This window comes from uncultured Sphingomonas sp. (assembly GCF_913774285.1).
In the GTDB taxonomy this organism is placed as follows: Bacteria; Pseudomonadota; Alphaproteobacteria; order Sphingomonadales; family Sphingomonadaceae; genus Sphingomonas.
The window spans coordinates 95,424-111,876 of sequence record NZ_CAJYHX010000007.1 but is presented as its reverse complement, the minus strand read 5'-3'; the positions used below and the strand labels follow the sequence as shown (position 1 = coordinate 111,876).

General features: G+C 67.4%; 16 protein-coding genes and 1 tRNA gene. 11 read left to right on the top strand and 6 right to left on the bottom strand.

What is annotated here, in order from left to right:
• Positions 1-2 precede the first annotated feature (2 nt).
• From QZ670_RS03520 to QZ670_RS03510, 3 genes are all read left to right on the top strand, one after another.
• Positions 3-707 carry a FadR/GntR family transcriptional regulator gene (locus QZ670_RS03520; protein WP_294252325.1) on the top strand — a complete coding sequence of 235 codons (705 nt, stop codon included), beginning with the start codon at positions 3-5 and terminating at the stop codon, positions 705-707.
• 63 nt (positions 708-770) lie between these two features.
• The gene (locus QZ670_RS03515) at positions 771-2,138 is read left to right on the top strand and encodes a glycoside hydrolase family 27 protein (RefSeq protein ID WP_294252323.1); all 1,368 of its coding nucleotides are present in this window, start codon (positions 771-773) and stop codon (positions 2,136-2,138) included.
• A complete protein-coding gene (locus QZ670_RS03510) occupies positions 2,135-3,616 on the top strand; it encodes a glycoside hydrolase (protein ID WP_294252321.1) in 1,482 nt (493 codons plus the stop codon). Before QZ670_RS03515 ends, QZ670_RS03510 begins: the two co-directional genes overlap by 4 nt.
• 230 nt (positions 3,617-3,846) lie before the next feature.
• On the opposite strand, the gene tig is transcribed toward QZ670_RS03510, so the two are convergent.
• Together tig and QZ670_RS03500 are read right to left on the bottom strand one after the other, a co-directional pair.
• Positions 3,847-5,457 (bottom strand): trigger factor, encoded by a 1,611-nt coding sequence (tig, locus tag QZ670_RS03505; protein ID WP_294252319.1) that lies wholly within the window; start codon positions 5,455-5,457, stop codon positions 3,847-3,849.
• Between the two features lie 58 nt (positions 5,458-5,515).
• Positions 5,516-5,600: transfer RNA gene (locus tag QZ670_RS03500), tRNA-Leu, on the bottom strand.
• A gap of 112 nt (positions 5,601-5,712) precedes the next feature.
• On the opposite strand from QZ670_RS03500, the gene QZ670_RS03495 reads away from it, so the two are divergent.
• The 3 genes from QZ670_RS03495 to QZ670_RS03485 all read left to right on the top strand — a co-directional run bounded on the left by QZ670_RS03495 (position 5,713) and on the right by QZ670_RS03485 (position 6,901).
• Positions 5,713-5,895 (top strand): hypothetical protein, encoded by a 183-nt coding sequence (locus QZ670_RS03495; RefSeq protein ID WP_125973437.1) that lies wholly within the window; start codon positions 5,713-5,715, stop codon positions 5,893-5,895.
• Between the two features lie 16 nt (positions 5,896-5,911).
• Positions 5,912-6,100 (top strand): hypothetical protein, encoded by a 189-nt coding sequence (locus tag QZ670_RS03490; protein WP_294252314.1) that lies wholly within the window; start codon positions 5,912-5,914, stop codon positions 6,098-6,100.
• Positions 6,101-6,181: 81 nt separating this feature from the next.
• On the top strand, positions 6,182-6,901 hold the full coding sequence (locus QZ670_RS03485; RefSeq protein WP_294252311.1) for a Crp/Fnr family transcriptional regulator: 720 nt from the start codon (positions 6,182-6,184) through the stop codon (positions 6,899-6,901).
• Between the two features lie 6 nt (positions 6,902-6,907).
• Here QZ670_RS03485 and QZ670_RS03480 read toward each other — a convergent pair whose 3' ends face one another.
• Entirely contained in the window at positions 6,908-7,525 is a 618-nt protein-coding gene (locus QZ670_RS03480) for a peptidylprolyl isomerase (protein WP_294252309.1), read from the bottom strand.
• Between the two features lie 197 nt (positions 7,526-7,722).
• On the opposite strand from QZ670_RS03480, the gene QZ670_RS03475 reads away from it, so the two are divergent.
• Together QZ670_RS03475 and QZ670_RS03470 are read left to right on the top strand one after the other, a co-directional pair.
• A complete protein-coding gene (locus tag QZ670_RS03475) occupies positions 7,723-8,313 on the top strand; it encodes a hypothetical protein (protein WP_294252307.1) in 591 nt (196 codons plus the stop codon).
• A gap of 51 nt (positions 8,314-8,364) precedes the next feature.
• Positions 8,365-9,021: a hypothetical protein gene (locus tag QZ670_RS03470; protein ID WP_294252305.1), complete on the top strand. Its 657-nt coding sequence runs from the start codon at positions 8,365-8,367 to the stop codon at positions 9,019-9,021.
• A 45-nt stretch (positions 9,022-9,066) separates the two neighbouring features.
• Here the strand turns inward: QZ670_RS03470 and gatB are convergent, their stop codons facing one another.
• Entirely contained in the window at positions 9,067-10,578 is a 1,512-nt protein-coding gene (gene gatB, locus QZ670_RS03465; protein WP_294252303.1) for an Asp-tRNA(Asn)/Glu-tRNA(Gln) amidotransferase subunit GatB, read from the bottom strand.
• A 254-nt stretch (positions 10,579-10,832) separates the two neighbouring features.
• Here gatB and QZ670_RS03460 point away from each other — a divergent pair, with 254 nt between their 5' ends.
• Positions 10,833-11,792, top strand: a complete 960-nt coding sequence (locus QZ670_RS03460; RefSeq protein WP_294252301.1) for a glycosyltransferase family 2 protein — start codon at positions 10,833-10,835, stop codon at positions 11,790-11,792.
• Positions 11,793-11,918: 126 nt separating this feature from the next.
• The gene (locus QZ670_RS03455; protein ID WP_294252300.1) at positions 11,919-13,379 is read left to right on the top strand and encodes a hypothetical protein; all 1,461 of its coding nucleotides are present in this window, start codon (positions 11,919-11,921) and stop codon (positions 13,377-13,379) included.
• A gap of 42 nt (positions 13,380-13,421) precedes the next feature.
• Here the strand turns inward: QZ670_RS03455 and gatA are convergent, their stop codons facing one another.
• Together gatA and gatC are read right to left on the bottom strand one after the other, a co-directional pair.
• The gene (gene gatA / locus QZ670_RS03450) at positions 13,422-14,906 is read right to left on the bottom strand and encodes an Asp-tRNA(Asn)/Glu-tRNA(Gln) amidotransferase subunit GatA (protein ID WP_294252298.1); all 1,485 of its coding nucleotides are present in this window, start codon (positions 14,904-14,906) and stop codon (positions 13,422-13,424) included.
• Positions 14,903-15,190 (bottom strand): Asp-tRNA(Asn)/Glu-tRNA(Gln) amidotransferase subunit GatC, encoded by a 288-nt coding sequence (gatC, locus tag QZ670_RS03445; protein ID WP_294252296.1) that lies wholly within the window; start codon positions 15,188-15,190, stop codon positions 14,903-14,905. Before gatC ends, gatA begins: the two co-directional genes overlap by 4 nt.
• A gap of 148 nt (positions 15,191-15,338) precedes the next feature.
• Here gatC and QZ670_RS03440 point away from each other — a divergent pair, with 148 nt between their 5' ends.
• Positions 15,339-16,451 (top strand): DUF3089 domain-containing protein, encoded by a 1,113-nt coding sequence (locus tag QZ670_RS03440; RefSeq protein ID WP_294252294.1) that lies wholly within the window; start codon positions 15,339-15,341, stop codon positions 16,449-16,451.
• The last annotated feature ends 2 nt before the right edge of the window (positions 16,452-16,453 follow it).

The window sequence follows — 16,453 nt, the reverse complement described above, 5'->3', positions numbered from 1 at the left end:
TGATGGAACAGCGAAAGCGCAACCCTGCGCACCAATCGATTGCACGCGAGATCGGGGTAGCGATCGCGACCGGCCGATATTTGCCGGGCGCAATTCTGCCGGGCGAACTCGATCTTGCCGAATCGCGCGGCGTGTCGCGCAGCGTCGTGCGCGAGGCGCTGCGCATGCTCGCGGCGAAGGGACTGATCGAGAGCCGGCCCAAGGCGGGCACGCGGGTCCGCGCGCGGGCGGACTGGAACCTGCTCGATCCGGACCTGCTCGCCTGGATGTTCGAAGGCGAACCGCCAATGACGTTCGTCGAAAGTTTGTTTCAACTCCGTATGATCGTGGAACCTGCTGCCGCCGAGCTGGCGGCGCGCCTGCGCTCGAGCCGGCATGTCGGCCGGCTGGGCCATGCGATGGAAGTGATGGAGGAGTCCGGCTTGTCGAGCCCCGAGGGGCAGGCTGCGGACCAGCAGTTCCACAACATCATTCTGGAGGCGACCGCCAATGATCTGCTGATCAGCCTGTCGGGCAGCATCGGCGCAGCGGTGCGCGCGACCACGCTGTTCAAGCACCGCAAGGCGAAGCAGCTTCGCGATTCGATCCCGCTGCACCGGGACCTGTTCGCAGCAATCACCGACGGCGATCCGGCGGCTGCGCGCGCCGCGACGATCACGCTGATTCTCCAGGCGCAGGAAGACACGGAATCGTCGCTGAAAGGGTAACCGGCAAGCGTTGACGTCATCCTCGGTGCACTTATAGTCAGACAAAACAACGAGGAGACGCCGATGCCTGATACGAGCGAACGCCATGGGGAGATCGGCCGGCGCAGCGTGCTCAAGAGCGCGGCCCTTATAGGAGGCCTTGCAGCAGCTCCCCGAGCCGGCGCCGCGGCAAAGGCGCCGCTGCTTGCCCCCACGCCGCCGATGGGCTGGAACAGCTGGAACAGCTTCGCCACGACGATCACCGAGGCGCAGGCGCTGGAGACCGCCGCGATCCAGGCGCGCGAGCTGCTTCCCTTCGGCTACGACGTCTTCACCATCGACATCCAGTGGTACGAGCCCGAGGCGAGCAGCTACACCTATAACGCAAAGCCGGTGCCGACGCTGGACGGCCACGGCCGCCTGCTACCCGCGCCCAACCGCTTCCCCTCGGCCGCGAACGGCAAGGGTTTCGCGCCGATCGCTGCCAAGGTCCACGCGCTCGGCATGAAGTTCGGCGTGCACCTGATGCGCGGAATCCCCCGGCTGGCGGTGGAGCGCAACCTGCCGGTGCTCGGCATCAGCGGCATCCGCGCGGCCGACATTGCTGACACCGCGAGCATCTGCCCGTGGAACCCGGATATGTACGGCGTCGACATGCGCAAGCCCGGCGCCCAGGCCTATTATGACAGCGTTTTCGCGCTGCTCGCCTCGTGGGGCGTCGACTTCGTCAAGATGGACGACATGAGCCGGCCCTATGACGCGCACGCGCCGGAGATCGAGGCCGCGGCCAAGGCGATCAAGGCAACCGGCCGCCCGATCCTGCTGAGCCTCTCGCCCGGCGAAACCCCGGTACCGCGCGCGGAGCATGTCGCGGCCCATGCACAGATGTGGCGCATCTCGGACGATTTCTGGGACGACTGGAAGCTGCTCGAGGCCCAGTTCACCCGGTTGGAGAACTGGAGCCACTATGCCCGCCCCGGTGCCTGGCCCGATGCCGACATGCTGCCGCTCGGCCGCCTCGCGCTCGGCCAGCGCGACACCAAGTTCACCCCCGACGAGCAGCGGACGCTGATGACGCTGTGGTCGATCGCACGCTCGCCGCTGATCATGGGCGGCGACCTGCGCCACCTGGACGCCCCTACCCGCGCGCTGCTCACCAATCGCGAGGTGATCGCGGTCAATCAGGCGAGCAGCGACAATCGCCCCTGGTTCGTTGCCGACGACCGCCGCGTCTGGACCGCTCGCGCGGCCAAGGGCGGGCATTATGTCGCGCTGTTCAACACCGGCGACAAGCCGGGCGAGGCAGCGTTCGACCTGCGGCTGCTCGGCCTGTCGGGCAGAGCGCAGGTGCGCAACCTGTGGGAGGGCAAGGACGAAGGGCCGAGCCCGCTCCGCCTCGCCCGCACGCTGCCGCCCCATGGTGCCGCCCTTTACCGCGTGATCCCCGCATGATCCGCACGCTCACCCTGTCGCTGCTGCTGGCAGCCTCCCCCGCCGCGTTCGCCCAGACCAGCCTCCCGCCCCCTGCCGCCGAGCCGACGGTGACGCTGACGCTGCGACCCGATCTCCAGCACCCCGGCCAGCCCTTCGAGGGCTGGGGCACCGCGCTTGCCTGGTTCGCGCACGTCACCGGCGGCTATCCCGATCCGGTGCGCGAGAAGCTCGCCGACCTGTTCTACGGCCCGCAAGGGCTCGGCTGGACGATCGCCCGCTACAATATCGGCGGCGGCGACGCGCCCGAGACCAAGCCCTATCTGCGCCCCGGCGCCGACGTGCCGGGCTTCTGGCGCCGTCCGGCAGGCGCGACCGGCACCGACTGGTGGAACCCGGCCGATCCGGCGATGTGGGACTGGTCGGCCGACGCCAACCAGCGCTGGTGGCTGGATGCGATCAAGCGCCGGGTGAAGACGCCGATCTTCGAGGCCTTCTCCAACTCGCCGCCCTGGTTCATGACCGTCAGCGGCAAGGTCTCGGGCGCCGAGAAGGGTACCGACGACAATCTCAGCCCCGGCCAGGAAGCGCACTTCGCCGAGTATCTGGCGATCGTGGTGGACAGGCTGCAACGGGCCCACGGCATCACCTTCCGCACGCTGTCGCCGGTCAACGAGCCGAATACCGACTATTGGTTTGCCAAGAACACCCAGGAAGGCGCGCACTGGAGCCCTGCGCGCCAGGCGATGATGATCGACGCCTCGGACCGCGCGCTCAAGGCGCATGGCCTGAAGACGGTGATCGCCGCGCCCGACGAGACCAACTCCCACCTCTTCGTGCGCGACTGGGAGGGCTATCCGGTGGCGACGCGTGCGCGGATCGGCCAGCTCAACGTCCACAGCTACGGCACCGTCCACCAGACCGCGGTGCGCGACATCGCCCGGGCGCACGGCATCCGCCTGTGGATGAGCGAGAACGACACCCCGCTCGACAAGGATCCGGAAAGCTTCGACGGCATGGCGAGCCCACTCGCCTTCGCCGAGCATGTCGTCCACGATCTCAAGCGGCTGGAGCCGGTCGCCTGGGTGTTCTGGCAGGCGGTGGAGCGCCAGAGCAGCGACAAGGGCGACGGCAGCGCCGGCGGCAGCAACTGGGGCATCGTCAAGATGGCCTACACGCCGGCGAGCGCCGAGCATCCGATCCACGTCACGCGCAAATATTGGGCGATGGCGCAGTTCAGCCGGTACATCCGGCCGGGCTATCGGCTGGTGCCGGTGGACGATGAAGACACGGTCGGCGCGGTCTCGCCGGACGGCACGCGGCTGGTGCTGGTCCACGTCAATGGCGGCGTGGTGCCGCGGCGGCTGACCATCGGCGTGCCGGGGGCGCGGGTGGTCGAGCGGTTCGTCACCGACGCGAGCCGCGATGCCGCGGCAGTCTCGGCAGAGGCGCTGGCGGAACCCAAGGCGGTTACCACGCTGATCGTCGCGCTACGCTGAGGCTTGTCCCTACCGCCGCCCACCTGCCCCCCCTCCCGCTTGCGGGAGGGGACGGGAGAGGGTGAGAGCTGGAGGCAAGGGCGAAGCGTGAAGAAGCGCGGCTGAAGGTTAGAGGCGCACCCCGAACATCTCGCTCGCGACCCTCACGCACCCTCCCCTGATCCCTCCCGCAAGCGGGAGGGGGATTAGAAAGAAAAAGGGCCGGAACTTTCGTCCCGGCCCCTTTCAAATCACTCGGCGTCGGCCTTCTTCTTGGCCGCTGCCTTCTTCGGCTTCGGCGCGGCGTCTTCGCCCTCGCCTTCCGCCTTCGCGGCCTTCTTGGCCGCCGGCTTCTTCACCGGCTCGGCATCACCCTCGGCGGCCGGAGCCTCCTCGGCCTTGGCCTTCTTGGCCGCCGGCTTCTTGGCGGGCTTTTCTTCACCGGCCTCGTCCGAAGCATCGGCCTTCTTGGCGGCCTTCTTCTTCGGCTTGTGGTTGTCGTGGTCGTGGACGTGGGTGCCCGACGAGAAGCCGTCGTCGCTCTCGATCGCGGCTTCCAGCTCTTCCTTGGTCACTTCGCGGTCGGTGATCTCGGCCTTGTCGAACAGGAAGTCGACGACCTTGTCCTCGAACAGCGGCGCGCGCAGCTGGGCAGCCGCCATCGGCTCCTGCTGGACATACTGGATGAAGCGCTGGCGATCCTGCGGGCCGTACTGCTGCGCGGCCTGCGCGATCAGGCGGTTCATTTCCTGCGCGGTCACTTCGACGCCATTGGCGGTGCCGATCTCGCTGAGCAGCAGGCCCAGGCGCACGCGACGCTCGGCGATCGCACGATATTCGTCGCGCTCGCCTTCCAGCTCGGCCAGGGCCGCGGCGGGATCTTCCTCATGCTCGGTCTCGTGGACGAGTTGGTGCCAGATCTGGTCGAACTCGGCTTCCACCATCGACGGCGGGACCGGGAAATCGTGGCCGGCGGCGAGCTGGTCGAGCAGCTTGCGCTTCATGTGGGTGCGGGTCAGGCCGTTGAGCTGCTGCTCGATCTGGCCCTTCAGCAGGCCGGTCAGCTGCTCCAGATCCTGGAGGCCGAACGCCTTCGCCATGTCGTCGTCGATCTTGGTCTCACCGGCAGTCTGCACCGCGGTGATCTTGACGTCGAAGGTCGCGGCCTTGCCGGCCAGATCCTTGGCGCCGTAATCTTCCGGGAAGGTGACGTTGAGCTGCTTCTCGTCGCCGACCTTCACGCCTTCGAGCTGTTCCTCGAAGCCCGGGATCAGGCGGCCCGAGCCGAGCTCGACGGCCATGCCCTCGCCGGTGCCGCCCTCGAAGGCGACGCCGTCGACCTTGCCGGCGAAGTCCATGACGACCTGGTCACCCGTGGTCGCGGCATGGCCCTCGGCCGCGTCTTCCCAGCGCTTCTGCTGGTCGGCGAGCTGCTTCAGCTGCTCCTGCACTTCCGAATCCTGCACCGGCACGGTCAGGCGCTCGAGCTTCAGGCCTTCGATCGACGGAGTCGGGACGTCGGGAAGCACTTCCAGCTCGACCTTCACTTCCGCGTCGCCGCCGGGCGCATATTCGCCCTCGAGGCTGACCGACGGCTGCATGGCCGGGCGCAGCTTGTGATCGGCGATGAGCTTCTGGATGCCTTCCTGGATCGAGCTGTTGAGCGCGTCCTGGGTCAGCGCCTCGCCGTGCATCTTGCGGACCAGGTTGATCGGCACCTTGCCGGGGCGGAAGCCGGGCATGCGAATCTGCGGAGCGACCCGCTTGACCTCGGCATCGACCTTCGAGTCGATGTCCTGGGCGGTGATCTTCAGCGTGAAGGCGCGCTTCAGGCCCTCGTTCAACGTCTCGACAGTCTGCATTCTCACGCTTTCTCAAAGGAATCGGAATTGCGGTGTACCACACAACAGCCGCGAGGACTGGTGCGGGCGAAGGGAGTCGAACCCCCACATCTTTCGATACTGGAACCTAAATCCAGCGCGTCTACCAGTTCCGCCACGCCCGCAGGGGACACCGCCGGTCGGCGGGCTCTATAGCAGTCATGGGGTTGGGGGCAAGTACGAAGCAACGATTGGGTGTCGCAAGGCGTTGGGGCTGAAACGAACAGGAGATGTCCCATGCCGGTAGAGCCCCCCATCCAGCCTACCACGCCGCCGCCCGAAGCCCCGGCGCCCAACCCCGGCCAGCCCGGAGGACCGCCGCCGGAGATCGATCCGCCGGGCCCCGATATCGACGTGCCGGCGCCCGAGACCACGCCGAGCATCGATCCCGGCATCACCCCCGGCCAGCCGGTCGCCTGAACCAGGAGAAGCTTCCATGCCGAACATCACCACCGATCGCGACGATCCCCGCCCCGACATCCAGCAGGCGGTGGAGGCCCGCTCCGACGCCGCCGATGCCGCGGCCAAGGAGGGCACCCCGCGCACCAAGGCGGTGCCGCTGGGCGCCGGCGGCGAGAACGGCGCCGACGGGGTCGTGAAGAACCAGGACCTCAACCAGCAATAACCTCCCTTCCTAACCTGCGATGGCAGCGGCCCGACCCTAGCGTGGTAGAGCCGCTGTCACCTGTTGGAGATACTTGTCGCGATGATCGAACGCCACCTGCTCAAGCTCCGGCTCCGCGACACGATCGACGCGGCTGAAGAAGCTGCGCTGCGCGGGACGGTCGTCGACACGGTGACCCATCCCGCCGGTCGCACCATCGTGCGCGCGGGCGAGGAACTGAACTATTCCACCTTGCTGCTCGACGGGCTGGTCGGCCGGTACAAGGATCTCAAGAACGGCCAGCGCCAGATCACCCATGTGCATGTCGCCGGCGACTTCGCCGATCTGCATGGCTTCACCCTCAAGCGACTCGACCATTCGCTGCTTGCGCTGACACCCTGCACGATCGCACGCGCTTCGCACACGCGGCTCCGCGAGGTCACCGAGACGCTGCCCCACCTCACCCGCGTGATGTGGTTCTCCACCAATGTCGATGCCGCGATCCACCGCGAATGGGAGGTGTCGCTAGGCCGCCGCTCCGCGATCCAGCGGGCGGCGCACCTGTTCTGCGAGTTGCACGTGCGGCTGGGTGTCGTCGGGCTGGCGGAGGAGGACGGATATCGGCTCGCGCTCAGTCAGGCGGAACTCGCCGAGTGCCTGGGCCTGACCCCCGTGCATGTGAACCGCGTGCTGCGCGAACTGCGCGAGCGGGAACTCGTCGAGTTCCGCAATGGCCGGGTGTCCTTCCAGGACCTGCCCGGCCTGAAGCGGCTCGCCGAATTCGATCCGGGCTATCTCTATCTGGAGCGTCACCCGCTCTGAAGCGGCTCAGTCCTTGATGCGGTGCGCCGAGACGATCTTTACCGGCACTTCAGGCACTTCGCCCTTGAAGCTGCCGCCGAGCGTCTTGGTCGGCGAGGTCGGCGCGTCGAGGATCTTGAGCAGCACATCCTTGCCTTCGACCACGCGCCCGAACGCCGCATAGCCGAGATTGTCGCCCGGCTTGCTCGGATCCGCATCGAACGAGGGCTGGTCGCCCACCATGATGGTGAACTCGCCGCGGGCGGTGCCAGGGGCCAGCCGCGGCAGCGAGAGCGTGCCGTCGAGATGCTTGATGCCCGTCTCGGTCGTCGGCTCGTGCTTGATCGGCGGGAACATCTTGGCCGGCGCGTTCTGGATGCCGAACTGGACGAAGCCGAACTTTTCCGCCGGCTTGACGGTACGGTAGAAAACGACGCCGTCGAGCCGCTTGGCATCGACATAGCGCAGGAAGTTGCGCGCGGAGACCGGCGCCTTGTCGAGATAGACCTCGACCACCATCGGCCCCGCGCTGGTCTCGATCGCAACCGTGGGGTTTGCAGGCAAAGGCGGCGCGGAGGCGGTCTGCGCGGCCGCAGGCGACGCGAGCGCGAACATCATCATTCCAACCAGCATCTTGATCGTCATCACGCGTCTCCACCTCGTTCCGCAGACCATGCGAAGCGAAGCCTTGCTTGGCAAGTCACCCGCGCCCGTGCCCCGGCAGTCTATTGTTTCGCGGTTGTAATCACCATAAGGTCCGCCTTGCGGCCGCGAGACCGCCAAGAGGGGATGTCTAGGTGATCGGATTGTGTTTTCGGCGGCTGACGGCTGCCGGAGCCCTGGTGGTTTCGGCGCAGGCGCAGGCGCAGACCGACGCAGCCTGCGAGCTTCATGTCTGGCCGGCATCGACACCCATGAACCTGTATCTCGGGCTAGGGCATGGCGGCATCATCGACGGCAGCACCAAGGGCCGCGAAGGCTATCCGCCAGCGCCGGACAATCCCTTGTCCGCCGAACGACAGGCGCAGCTGCTTTCCGAAGCCGGACTGCCGGATCTGCTGAAACTGCCCGGTTATCGGGTCATGCTGCATCCGCAGCCGCTCGACAGCCGGACGATCCGCACGACGCGCGGTCGCATCGCGGACAGCGCGGCCCCCTGCTATGCCGAGCTGATCGTCGACGATCTGATCCTGAACCAGAACAGTGTGGGCGGCGGCAACGGGCTGCGGGGATCCTTCCGCTTCCGTACCTTCGGCACCGCCCCGGAGCCGATCCGCACGTTCGGAACCTGGACCCTGGTCAAGCTTGCCGCCTTTCCGCCCAAGCCCGACGAGGACCCTGCCAAGGGCACCGCCGAGGTCGTCCAGGCCTTCCGTACCAGCCTCGTCGACTTCGCCGCGGCCGTGACTCGGCCGCCGCGCACCAAGCGCTGACGCGCCGGCGAGAACCGCAGTTCAACGCGTACCAACAGGGAAAGACAACATATGCCGAAGAAGGAAATGCTGGCCGCCGCCGTGGCAGCCAGCCTTTGGATCGGTGCGGGCACCGCCGCAGCGCAGACGACGCCGTGCGAACTGCACGTCTGGCCGGCCGAGCGCATGCTGTCGATGACGAGCGGACTTCTGGGCGGCGGACTGCTCGACGCGGCGCTCCATGGGAAGAAGGATGCCCGCAACAAGGCGCAGATGGCCAGCGCGCTCGACAGCCCTACGCAGCTGGACGACCTCCAGTCGCTCGATCTCAAGACCCTGCTCTCGCTGCCCGCCGACACGCAGATCGTTCGCCATGAGCAGCCGCTCGAGCGGCACAGCATGAACAAGATCAAGACCCGCCGCTCGGATTCCAAGGCGGCCTGCTATTCCGAACTGATCGTCGCCGACGTGTTCTACCAGAAGGCGGCGATTTATGGCCGATCGCTCAAGACGCTGTTCATGGTTCGTGACTTCGGCGCCGACGACAAGATCGACTTCGAATACAAGGCATGGGGCGGCAACGGCCTCAAGCTTTTCCCGCCCAAGGAGGGCGAGGATTCGGTCGCCGCGCTCGACGAACTCGGCACCGTGTTCAAGAAGAACTTTGAGGAATTCGCCAGAAACGAGCGTACGGCCGTCGCCGCACGCCGCAAGGTTGCCGCGAAGTGATCGGGAGGGCATCCGGCGATCGCGCGTCGCCGGGTGCCCTGCCCCTCAGCTGAGCGCCTTCTTCAGCAGTTCGTTGACCACCGCCGGGTTGGCCTTGCCCGCCATCGCCTTCATCGTCTGGCCGACGAAGAAGCCGAACAGCGCCTCCTTGCCGCCGCGATACTGCTCCAGCTGGTTGGGGTTCTTGGCCAGAACCTCCGCGATCACCGCCTCGATCGCCCCGGTGTCGCTGGTCTGCTTCATGCCGCGCTCTTCGACGATCTTGCCCGGCGCATCGCCGGTCTCCAGCATGATCTCGAACACCTGCTTGCCGAGCGTGTTGGAGATGGTGCCGTCGGCGATCAGCGAGAGCAGCTCGGCACCCGCCTCGGGGCTGACCGGGCTTTCCTCGATGCCCTTGCCGAGGCGGTTTAGCGCCCCGTACAGGTCCGAAAGCAGCCAGTTGGCCGCGGCACGCGCGACTTCCTGCTCGCCCTTCTTCTGGATCCGCGCGCTCTCGGCGAGCAGCGCCTCGAACCAGCGCGCCGTCTCCGCCTCGGCGGTCAGCACCGCGGCGTTGTACGGCGTCAGGCCCAGCGACTCCTCGTAGCGGCGGCGCTTGGCGTCGGGCAGCTCGGGCAGGCTCTGGCGGCACTCTTCGAGGAAGCTGTCGTCGAGTTCGAGCGGCAGCAGGTCGGGATCGGGGAAGTAGCGATAGTCGTGCGCATCTTCCTTCGAGCGCATCGAGCGGGTCTCGGCGCGGTCCGGATCGAACAGGCGGGTTTCCTGGACGATGCGGCCGCCGCTCTCCAGCACCTCGACCTGGCGACGCGCCTCGACCTCGATCGCCTGCATCACGAAGCGGACCGAGTTGACGTTCTTGGTCTCGGTGCGCGTGCCGAACGGCTCGCCCGGCTTGCGCACCGAAACATTCACGTCGGCGCGCATCGAGCCCTGGTCCATGTTGCCGTCGCACGAGCCGACATAGCGCAGGATGGCGCGCAGCTTGGACAGATAGGCCCCTGCCTCGGCCGGCGAGCGCATGTCCGGCTTCGACACGATCTCCATTAGCGCCACGCCGGCGCGGTTGAGGTCGACATAGGAGCGGTTCGGGTGCTGGTCGTGGATCAGCTTGCCGGCATCCTGCTCGACATGGATGCGCTCGACACCGATCGTCTTCACCTCGGCCTCGGGATCCTTGTCGTCGAGGCTGATCGTGATCTCGCCCTCACCCACCAGCGGGTGGAAGAGCTGGCTGATCTGATAGCCCTGCGGCAGATCGGCGTAGAAATAGTTCTTGCGATCGAAGCGCGACCATTTGTTGATCACCGCGCCGATCGCCATGCCGGTGCGCACCGCCTGGCGGATGCACTCGCGGTTGGGCGTGGGCAGCATGCCGGGCATCGCCGCGTCGATCAGGCTCACCTGGCTGTTCGGGTCCGCGCCGAACGCCGTCGCCGCGCCCGAGAACAGCTTGGCGTTCGACGTCACCTGCGCATGGACTTCGAGGCCGATCACGACCTCCCATTCGCCGGTCTCGCCCTGGATTCGGTAGCTCGATGCAGTCTTGGTCGCCATGTGCTCTTCACAAGGTAATGGGAATATGCGTGCCTGTGCCTATCGCGCGTCGCGGCGTTCAGGTCCAGCGGGCAATTGGCGAAGACGGTTCGCCCGATTGTGCACCGCAACCAAAGACTGTGCCGCGAGGCGGTCCCGGAACGCGACAGACGGTTGTCGGAAGCATTTTGTTCGGCGTTGCACAACCACGATCGATCCACTACCCCACCGCGGCAATGTCGCAATCCGGCATGCGAGTATACGAGGGTAGCACCATGTCGCCGAATGACGCCCCGGGCGCCGGACGTTTCTCCGGGCTCAAGATCGCCGTGTTGCTTCCTTGCTACAACGAAGAAGTGGCGATCGGCAGGACGGTCGCGGCATTCAAGGCCGCGCTTCCCGAAGCGACCGTCTATGTCTACGACAACAACAGCCGCGACCGGACCTGCGCGGTCGCCGCCGAGGCGGGCGCGGTCGTCCGCTCCGAACGGATGCAGGGCAAGGGCAACGTGGTCCGCCGCATGTTCGCCGACGTCGAGGCCGACATCTACGTCCTCTCCGACGGCGACCTGACCTATGATGCCGATGCCGCCCCCGAGCTGGTGAACCTGCTGGTCGACGAGCAGCTCGACATGGTCGTCGGCGCGCGCAAGTCCGAGGTCGAGCTGGCCTATCGCCGCGGCCACCGCTTCGGCAATGCGATGCTGACGGGCATGCTGGCGCAGCTGTTCGGCCGCAGCTTCACCGACATCCTCTCGGGCTACCGCGTCTTCTCGCGCCGCTTCGTCAAGAGCTTCCCGGTGCTGTCGGCGGGCTTCGAGATCGAGACCGAAATCAGCATCCACGCGCTCGAACTGCGCATGCCGGTTTCCGAGATCGTCACCAACTATGCCGCGCGGCCGGAGGGGTCGACCTCGAAGCTCTCCACCTATCGCGATGGCTGGCGGATCCTGCGCACGATCGTGAACCTGTTCCGAATCGAGCGCCCCGTGCTGTTCTTCGGCATTCTGGGCGCAGTTGCGCTGCTGCTCGCGATCATTCTCGCGATCCCGCTGGCAATCACCTACGCCCAGACCGGCCTGGTGCCGCGCTTCCCGACCGCGGTGCTCGTCACCGGCCTGTCGATCGTCGGCCTGCTGAACATCTTCACCGGCCTGATCCTCGACACCGTGGTGCGCGGGCGGCGGGAGATTCGGCGACTGGCGTATCTGAGCGTGCCGGCGCCGCGCGCGTAAAGGAGCGCTTGCGGCGCGGACGAAACGCAGCCGCAACGGAACCAGGACGCGCGTGAAGGCTTTTCAAGGCAATACCGGAACCCGTGGCGAGTATTGCAGCCAGGGGGGATAAGGACAGAGTACGCCATGACGGTTGCACGATGGAAGCGAACCGACCTTCTCTTCGCGCTCGTCACACTGCTGTTGTTCCTGGTGCCCGCCGCGATCAATCACGGGCCCATTCTCTATCCAGACACGGTCGGATATTTCCAGGCCGGCAAGGCAGCCGCCGGCGCGGCCCATATCCCCCTGCCCTCCCAGGCCAAAGCTGCGCCCGGACAGCACGGCGCGGCCGCGAAGATGGGAATCGACACCGAGGACGGCGTCTCCGATGCCCGCTCGGTCTATTACGGTGCCGCCTTCGTGTTCAGCTGGGCGGCGGCAGGCCTCTGGGCGCTGCCCGTGCTTCAGGCACTGCTCTGCGTCGTCGCGCTCTATGCCGCGCTCCGGCACCTGGCACCCGATGCGCCGCAGCTGCAGCGCTGGGCGGTGGTTGCCGGCGTCGGGCTGATCGGCGGCGTCGGCATCTTCGCCACCACGATCATGCCGGACGTGTTCGCCGGGCTGCTGATCCTCGCGCTTGCGATGATCGCCATCTATCGCCCCGCGCTGTCGCGCCTCGAACTGCTCGGCTGGCTGGCACTCGGCGTCGCGGCGATCCTGTTCCACAAGTCGCACCTGCTGCTCGCGCTGGGCATGTTCTGCGCGCTCCTGCTGCTCGGGCTGGTCACGCGGCGGCCGCGCTGGAACAGCCTGGGGCTGATCGCGCTGCTGATCGCCGTCGGCGGCCTTGGCCAGGTCGCCTTCGGCATGGCTGCGCGGCATGCCGGGCTAACGGTCTATTCGCCGCCTTTCCTGCTGGCCCGCGTGATCGGGGACGGCACCGGTGAGCGCTATCTGCGCGAGACCTGCCCGCAGACCCAATATGCGACCTGCCGTTTCGTGTCGCGCATGCCGATGACGGAGAACGAGTTTCTCTGGAGCGGCGACGGCAGCGCGGTCAGCTTCGCATCGCTGCCCGCTGCCGACAAGGCGCAGATCTGCAGCGAGCAATGGCCGATCGTGCTCGGCACGCTGCGCACCCACGGCATCGAGCAGCTCGGCAGGAGCCTTGCGGGCGTGTTCCGGCAGATCGCCACCGTCGGCGTGACCGAATATGCGGTGATGCCGCGTGACACGACGACGACGCTACTCCACCCCGATATTCATTCGTACCGGCAGGCGAGCGGAGTCGCGACCCGCACCATGCCGTTGCGGCTGTTCAGCGGCCTGATGCTGGCCTGCTACGCACTGGGCGGCGGGGCATTAGCGATCCTGGCGGTGCGCCTGTCCCGCCAGGCGAAGGAGCCGGCCGCGGAAGCCTGGCCGACGCGGCTGCTCGAGGCGACGGTGCTGGTGGTGTTCGCCGTGCTGCTCAACGGCGCGGTCTGCGGCGCGATTTCGGGCGTCTTCGACCGCTATCAGGGCCGCGTCGCCTGGCTGATACCGCTTTTCGCGCTGGCCATCCTGATCCAGGCGCGCGGCACAGCGCCGCGGCGCGCACGTTGAGGTAGGGGGCGGCGGCTCCGGGCCCCCGCCCCCCTTCTCATCTTACCACCAGGCGTTGGGACGGGCGGTGAAGCCCGCGCGCTGCTCGAGCGCGAGGCCGGCGTTGAGGACGCCCTGTTCGTCGAACGGCTTGCCGATGATCTGCAGACCCAGCGGCAGCCCTGCCGCATCCAGACCACCCGGCACGCTCATCGCGGGAACGCCCGCCAGGCTGGCCGGCACGGTGAACACGTCGTTGAGGTACATCGCCAGCGGATCTTCCTGCTTCTCGCCCAGCCCGAACGCCGCGCTCGGCGCGGTGGGGGTGAGCAGCAGGTCGCACTGGCTCCAGGCATTGTCGAAGTCGCGCGCGATCAGCGTGCGGACCTTCTGCGCCTGGGTGTAATAGGCGTCGTAGAAACCTGCCGACAGCACATAGGTGCCGATCAGGATGCGGCGCTTCACCTCGTCGCCGAAGCCGGCGGCGCGGGTGGCGGCGTACATGTCCTGCAGGTTCTGGCCCTCGGCCAGCTCGCGCAGGCCGTAGCGCACGCCGTCATAGCGGGCGAGGTTCGAGGAGGCCTCTGCCGGCGCGATGATGTAATAGGCCGGCAGCGCGTATTTGGTGTGCGGCAGGCTGACGTCGACGATTTCGGCGCCCGCATCCTTCAGCCAGGCGATGCCCTGCTGCCACAGCGCCTCGATCTCGGCCGGGGTGCCGTCCATCCGGTACTCGGCCGGAATGCCGACGCGCTTGCCGCGCAGATCGGCGGAGAGCCCCGCTTCCCAGTGCGGCACCGGCATGTCGAGCGAGGTCGAATCCTTCACGTCGAACCCGGCCATTGCCTCGAGCATGATCGCGCAGTCGCGCACGTCGCGCGCCATCGGGCCCGCCTGGTCGAGCGAGGAGGCGAACGCCACCACACCCCAGCGCGAGCAGCGGCCATAGGTCGGCTTGATGCCCGAGATGCCGGTGAACGCCGCCGGCTGGCGGATCGAGCCGCCGGTGTCGGTACCGGTCGCCGCCGGGCAGAGCCGCGCGGCGATCGCCGCCGAGCTGCCGCCCGAGGAGCCGCCCGGCGCAAGCGGCGTGTTGTCGCCCTCGCCCCGCCGCCAAGGCGAGATCACGTTGCCGAAATAGCTGGTCTCGTTCGACGAGCCCATCGCGAACTGGTCGAGGTTGAGCTTGCCGAGCATGCCGGCGCCCGCTTCCCACAGCTTGTGCGAAACGGTGGACTCGTATTCAGGCTTGAAGCCTTCGAGGATATGGCTGGCGGCGGTGGTCTGCACGCCCTTGGTGGCGAACAGGTCCTTCATGCCGACCGGCACGCCGGCCAGCGGCTTGAGCGTCTCGCCCGCGGCGCGCGCCTTGTCGGCGGCATCGGCGGCCGCGAGCGCATGCTCGGGCGTCTTGACGATGAACGCGTTGAGCGCGTCGGCACCGGCCACGGCGGCGTTGAACGCCTCGGCGACTTCGCGCGCGGAGAATTCGCCGTCGCGCACGCCGTTGCGGATGGCGGCGACGCCCAGATCGGTCAGCGTGCTCATTCCACCACCTTCGGAACCGTAAAGAAGCCAAATTCGCCCTGCGGCGCGTTCGCCAGCACCGCCTCGCGCTGGTTGCCCTCGGTGATCACGTCGGCGCGCAGGCGCAGCGTGTTCGGGATCACGGCGGTCATCGGCGAGACATCCTTGGTGTCGACCTCGCCGAGCTGCTCGATCCAGCCGAGGATGTTGTTGAGTTCGGGCGCCAGGCGCTCGGCGTCGGCGTCGCTGATCGCGATACGCGCCAGGCTCGCCACTTTCTTCACGGTTGCGGTGTCTACGGACATGCGCCTGCGCCTATCAGCCGAGCCGCGCCCCTTCAAGCGCCTGCATCGCCAGATCGGCACTTGCGGTTGCATCCTTCGCACGCAACACTGGCCGGAACGCGATTGCGTCGCCGCCTTTTTATGCTGCATTGCACAATGGAGAGGCCGATTGGCCCGAAAGTTTCTTTATGCGGTTGCGATCCTGATCATGCTCGGCGTTGCGTCCATGTTCGCCTATCGGCTCTATGGCGTGCAGTTGATGCGCCAGTTCATGGTGCCCGCCGGAGACGCCGCGGACCTGCCGCCGGTTTCCCCGCGGGACTATGCCAGGGCCGAGATGTGGATCGCGCGGCCCGACAAGCCGGGCAATCCGGCGCTTTGGACGCCTGCCGGGCATGCGCCCGCGGCCAATCCCCGCGCGGCGCTGTTCTTCATCCACCCCACCTCGTTCCTCGACACCAAGCAGTGGAACGCCCCGCTCGACAACCCGGACGCCAATGCCCGCGCCGAGCTGTTCCTGCGCGGCCAGGCGAGCGCGTTCAACGAAAGCGCCGCGATCTGGGCGCCGCGCTACCGCCAAGCGACCTTCGGCGCCTTCCTGACCAGCAAGGCACAGGCGCAAAAGGCACTCGACCTCGCCTATCGCGATGTGGCCGCGGCGTTCGAGGAGTTCCTCCACGAGGCCGGCGACCGCCCGATCATCCTCGCCGGGCATAGCCAGGGCGCGCTGCACCTCTCGCGCCTCCTCGCCGAGCGAGTCGCCGGCACGCCGATCGCGCGCCGCGTGGTTGCCGCCTATGTGGTAGGCTGGCCCGTATCGCTCACCGCCGACCTGCCCAAGATGGGCCTGCCCGCGTGCACTGGCCCGGACCAGGCCGGGTGCATCCTCTCCTGGCAGAGCTTCGCCGAGCCCGCCGATCCGGCGCTGATCGTCGATACCTTCGATGCGACCAACGGCTTCACCGGACAGCCGCGCGCGGGCACGAAGATGCTCTGCACCAATCCGATCACCGGCAAGCAGAACGACTCGGCGCCGGCCAGCGCCAATCTTGGCGCGCTGATCCCGGACCTGAACCTGCAGTCCGCGCATCTCGAAGCCGGCCGGGTGCCCGCCCGCTGCGACGGGCGCGGCATCCTGACGATCGGCACCGCCCCGCCGGACTTCGGCCAATATGTGCTGCCGGGGAACAACTATCACGTGTTCGACTACAGCCTGTTCTGGGCCAATGTCCGTGCCGATGCGGCGCGCCGGCTGGCGGCCTTCGAGAAGCACGCCGGCTGATC

What these genes read in the sequence shown, in the direction of transcription:
- QZ670_RS03495 (WP_125973437.1), top strand. Translation starts at nt 5,713, where the DNA reads ATGCCGGTAGAGCCCCCCATCCAGCCTACCACGCCGCCGCCCGAAGCC.
- QZ670_RS03510 (WP_294252321.1), top strand. Translation starts at nt 2,135, where the DNA reads ATGATCCGCACGCTCACCCTGTCGCTGCTGCTGGCAGCCTCCCCCGCC.
- QZ670_RS03515 (WP_294252323.1), top strand. Translation starts at nt 771, where the DNA reads ATGCCTGATACGAGCGAACGCCATGGGGAGATCGGCCGGCGCAGCGTG.
- QZ670_RS03460 (WP_294252301.1), top strand. Translation starts at nt 10,833, where the DNA reads ATGTCGCCGAATGACGCCCCGGGCGCCGGACGTTTCTCCGGGCTCAAG.
- QZ670_RS03480 (WP_294252309.1), bottom strand. Translation starts at nt 7,525, where the DNA reads ATGACGATCAAGATGCTGGTTGGAATGATGATGTTCGCGCTCGCGTCG.
- gatB (WP_294252303.1), bottom strand. Translation starts at nt 10,578, where the DNA reads ATGGCGACCAAGACTGCATCGAGCTACCGAATCCAGGGCGAGACCGGC.
- QZ670_RS03470 (WP_294252305.1), top strand. Translation starts at nt 8,365, where the DNA reads ATGCCGAAGAAGGAAATGCTGGCCGCCGCCGTGGCAGCCAGCCTTTGG.
- gatC (WP_294252296.1), bottom strand. Translation starts at nt 15,190, where the DNA reads ATGTCCGTAGACACCGCAACCGTGAAGAAAGTGGCGAGCCTGGCGCGT.
- QZ670_RS03490 (WP_294252314.1), top strand. Translation starts at nt 5,912, where the DNA reads ATGCCGAACATCACCACCGATCGCGACGATCCCCGCCCCGACATCCAG.
- gatA (WP_294252298.1), bottom strand. Translation starts at nt 14,906, where the DNA reads ATGAGCACGCTGACCGATCTGGGCGTCGCCGCCATCCGCAACGGCGTG.
- QZ670_RS03485 (WP_294252311.1), top strand. Translation starts at nt 6,182, where the DNA reads ATGATCGAACGCCACCTGCTCAAGCTCCGGCTCCGCGACACGATCGAC.
- tig (WP_294252319.1), bottom strand. Translation starts at nt 5,457, where the DNA reads ATGCAGACTGTCGAGACGTTGAACGAGGGCCTGAAGCGCGCCTTCACG.
- QZ670_RS03520 (WP_294252325.1), top strand. Translation starts at nt 3, where the DNA reads ATGGAACAGCGAAAGCGCAACCCTGCGCACCAATCGATTGCACGCGAG.
- QZ670_RS03455 (WP_294252300.1), top strand. Translation starts at nt 11,919, where the DNA reads ATGACGGTTGCACGATGGAAGCGAACCGACCTTCTCTTCGCGCTCGTC.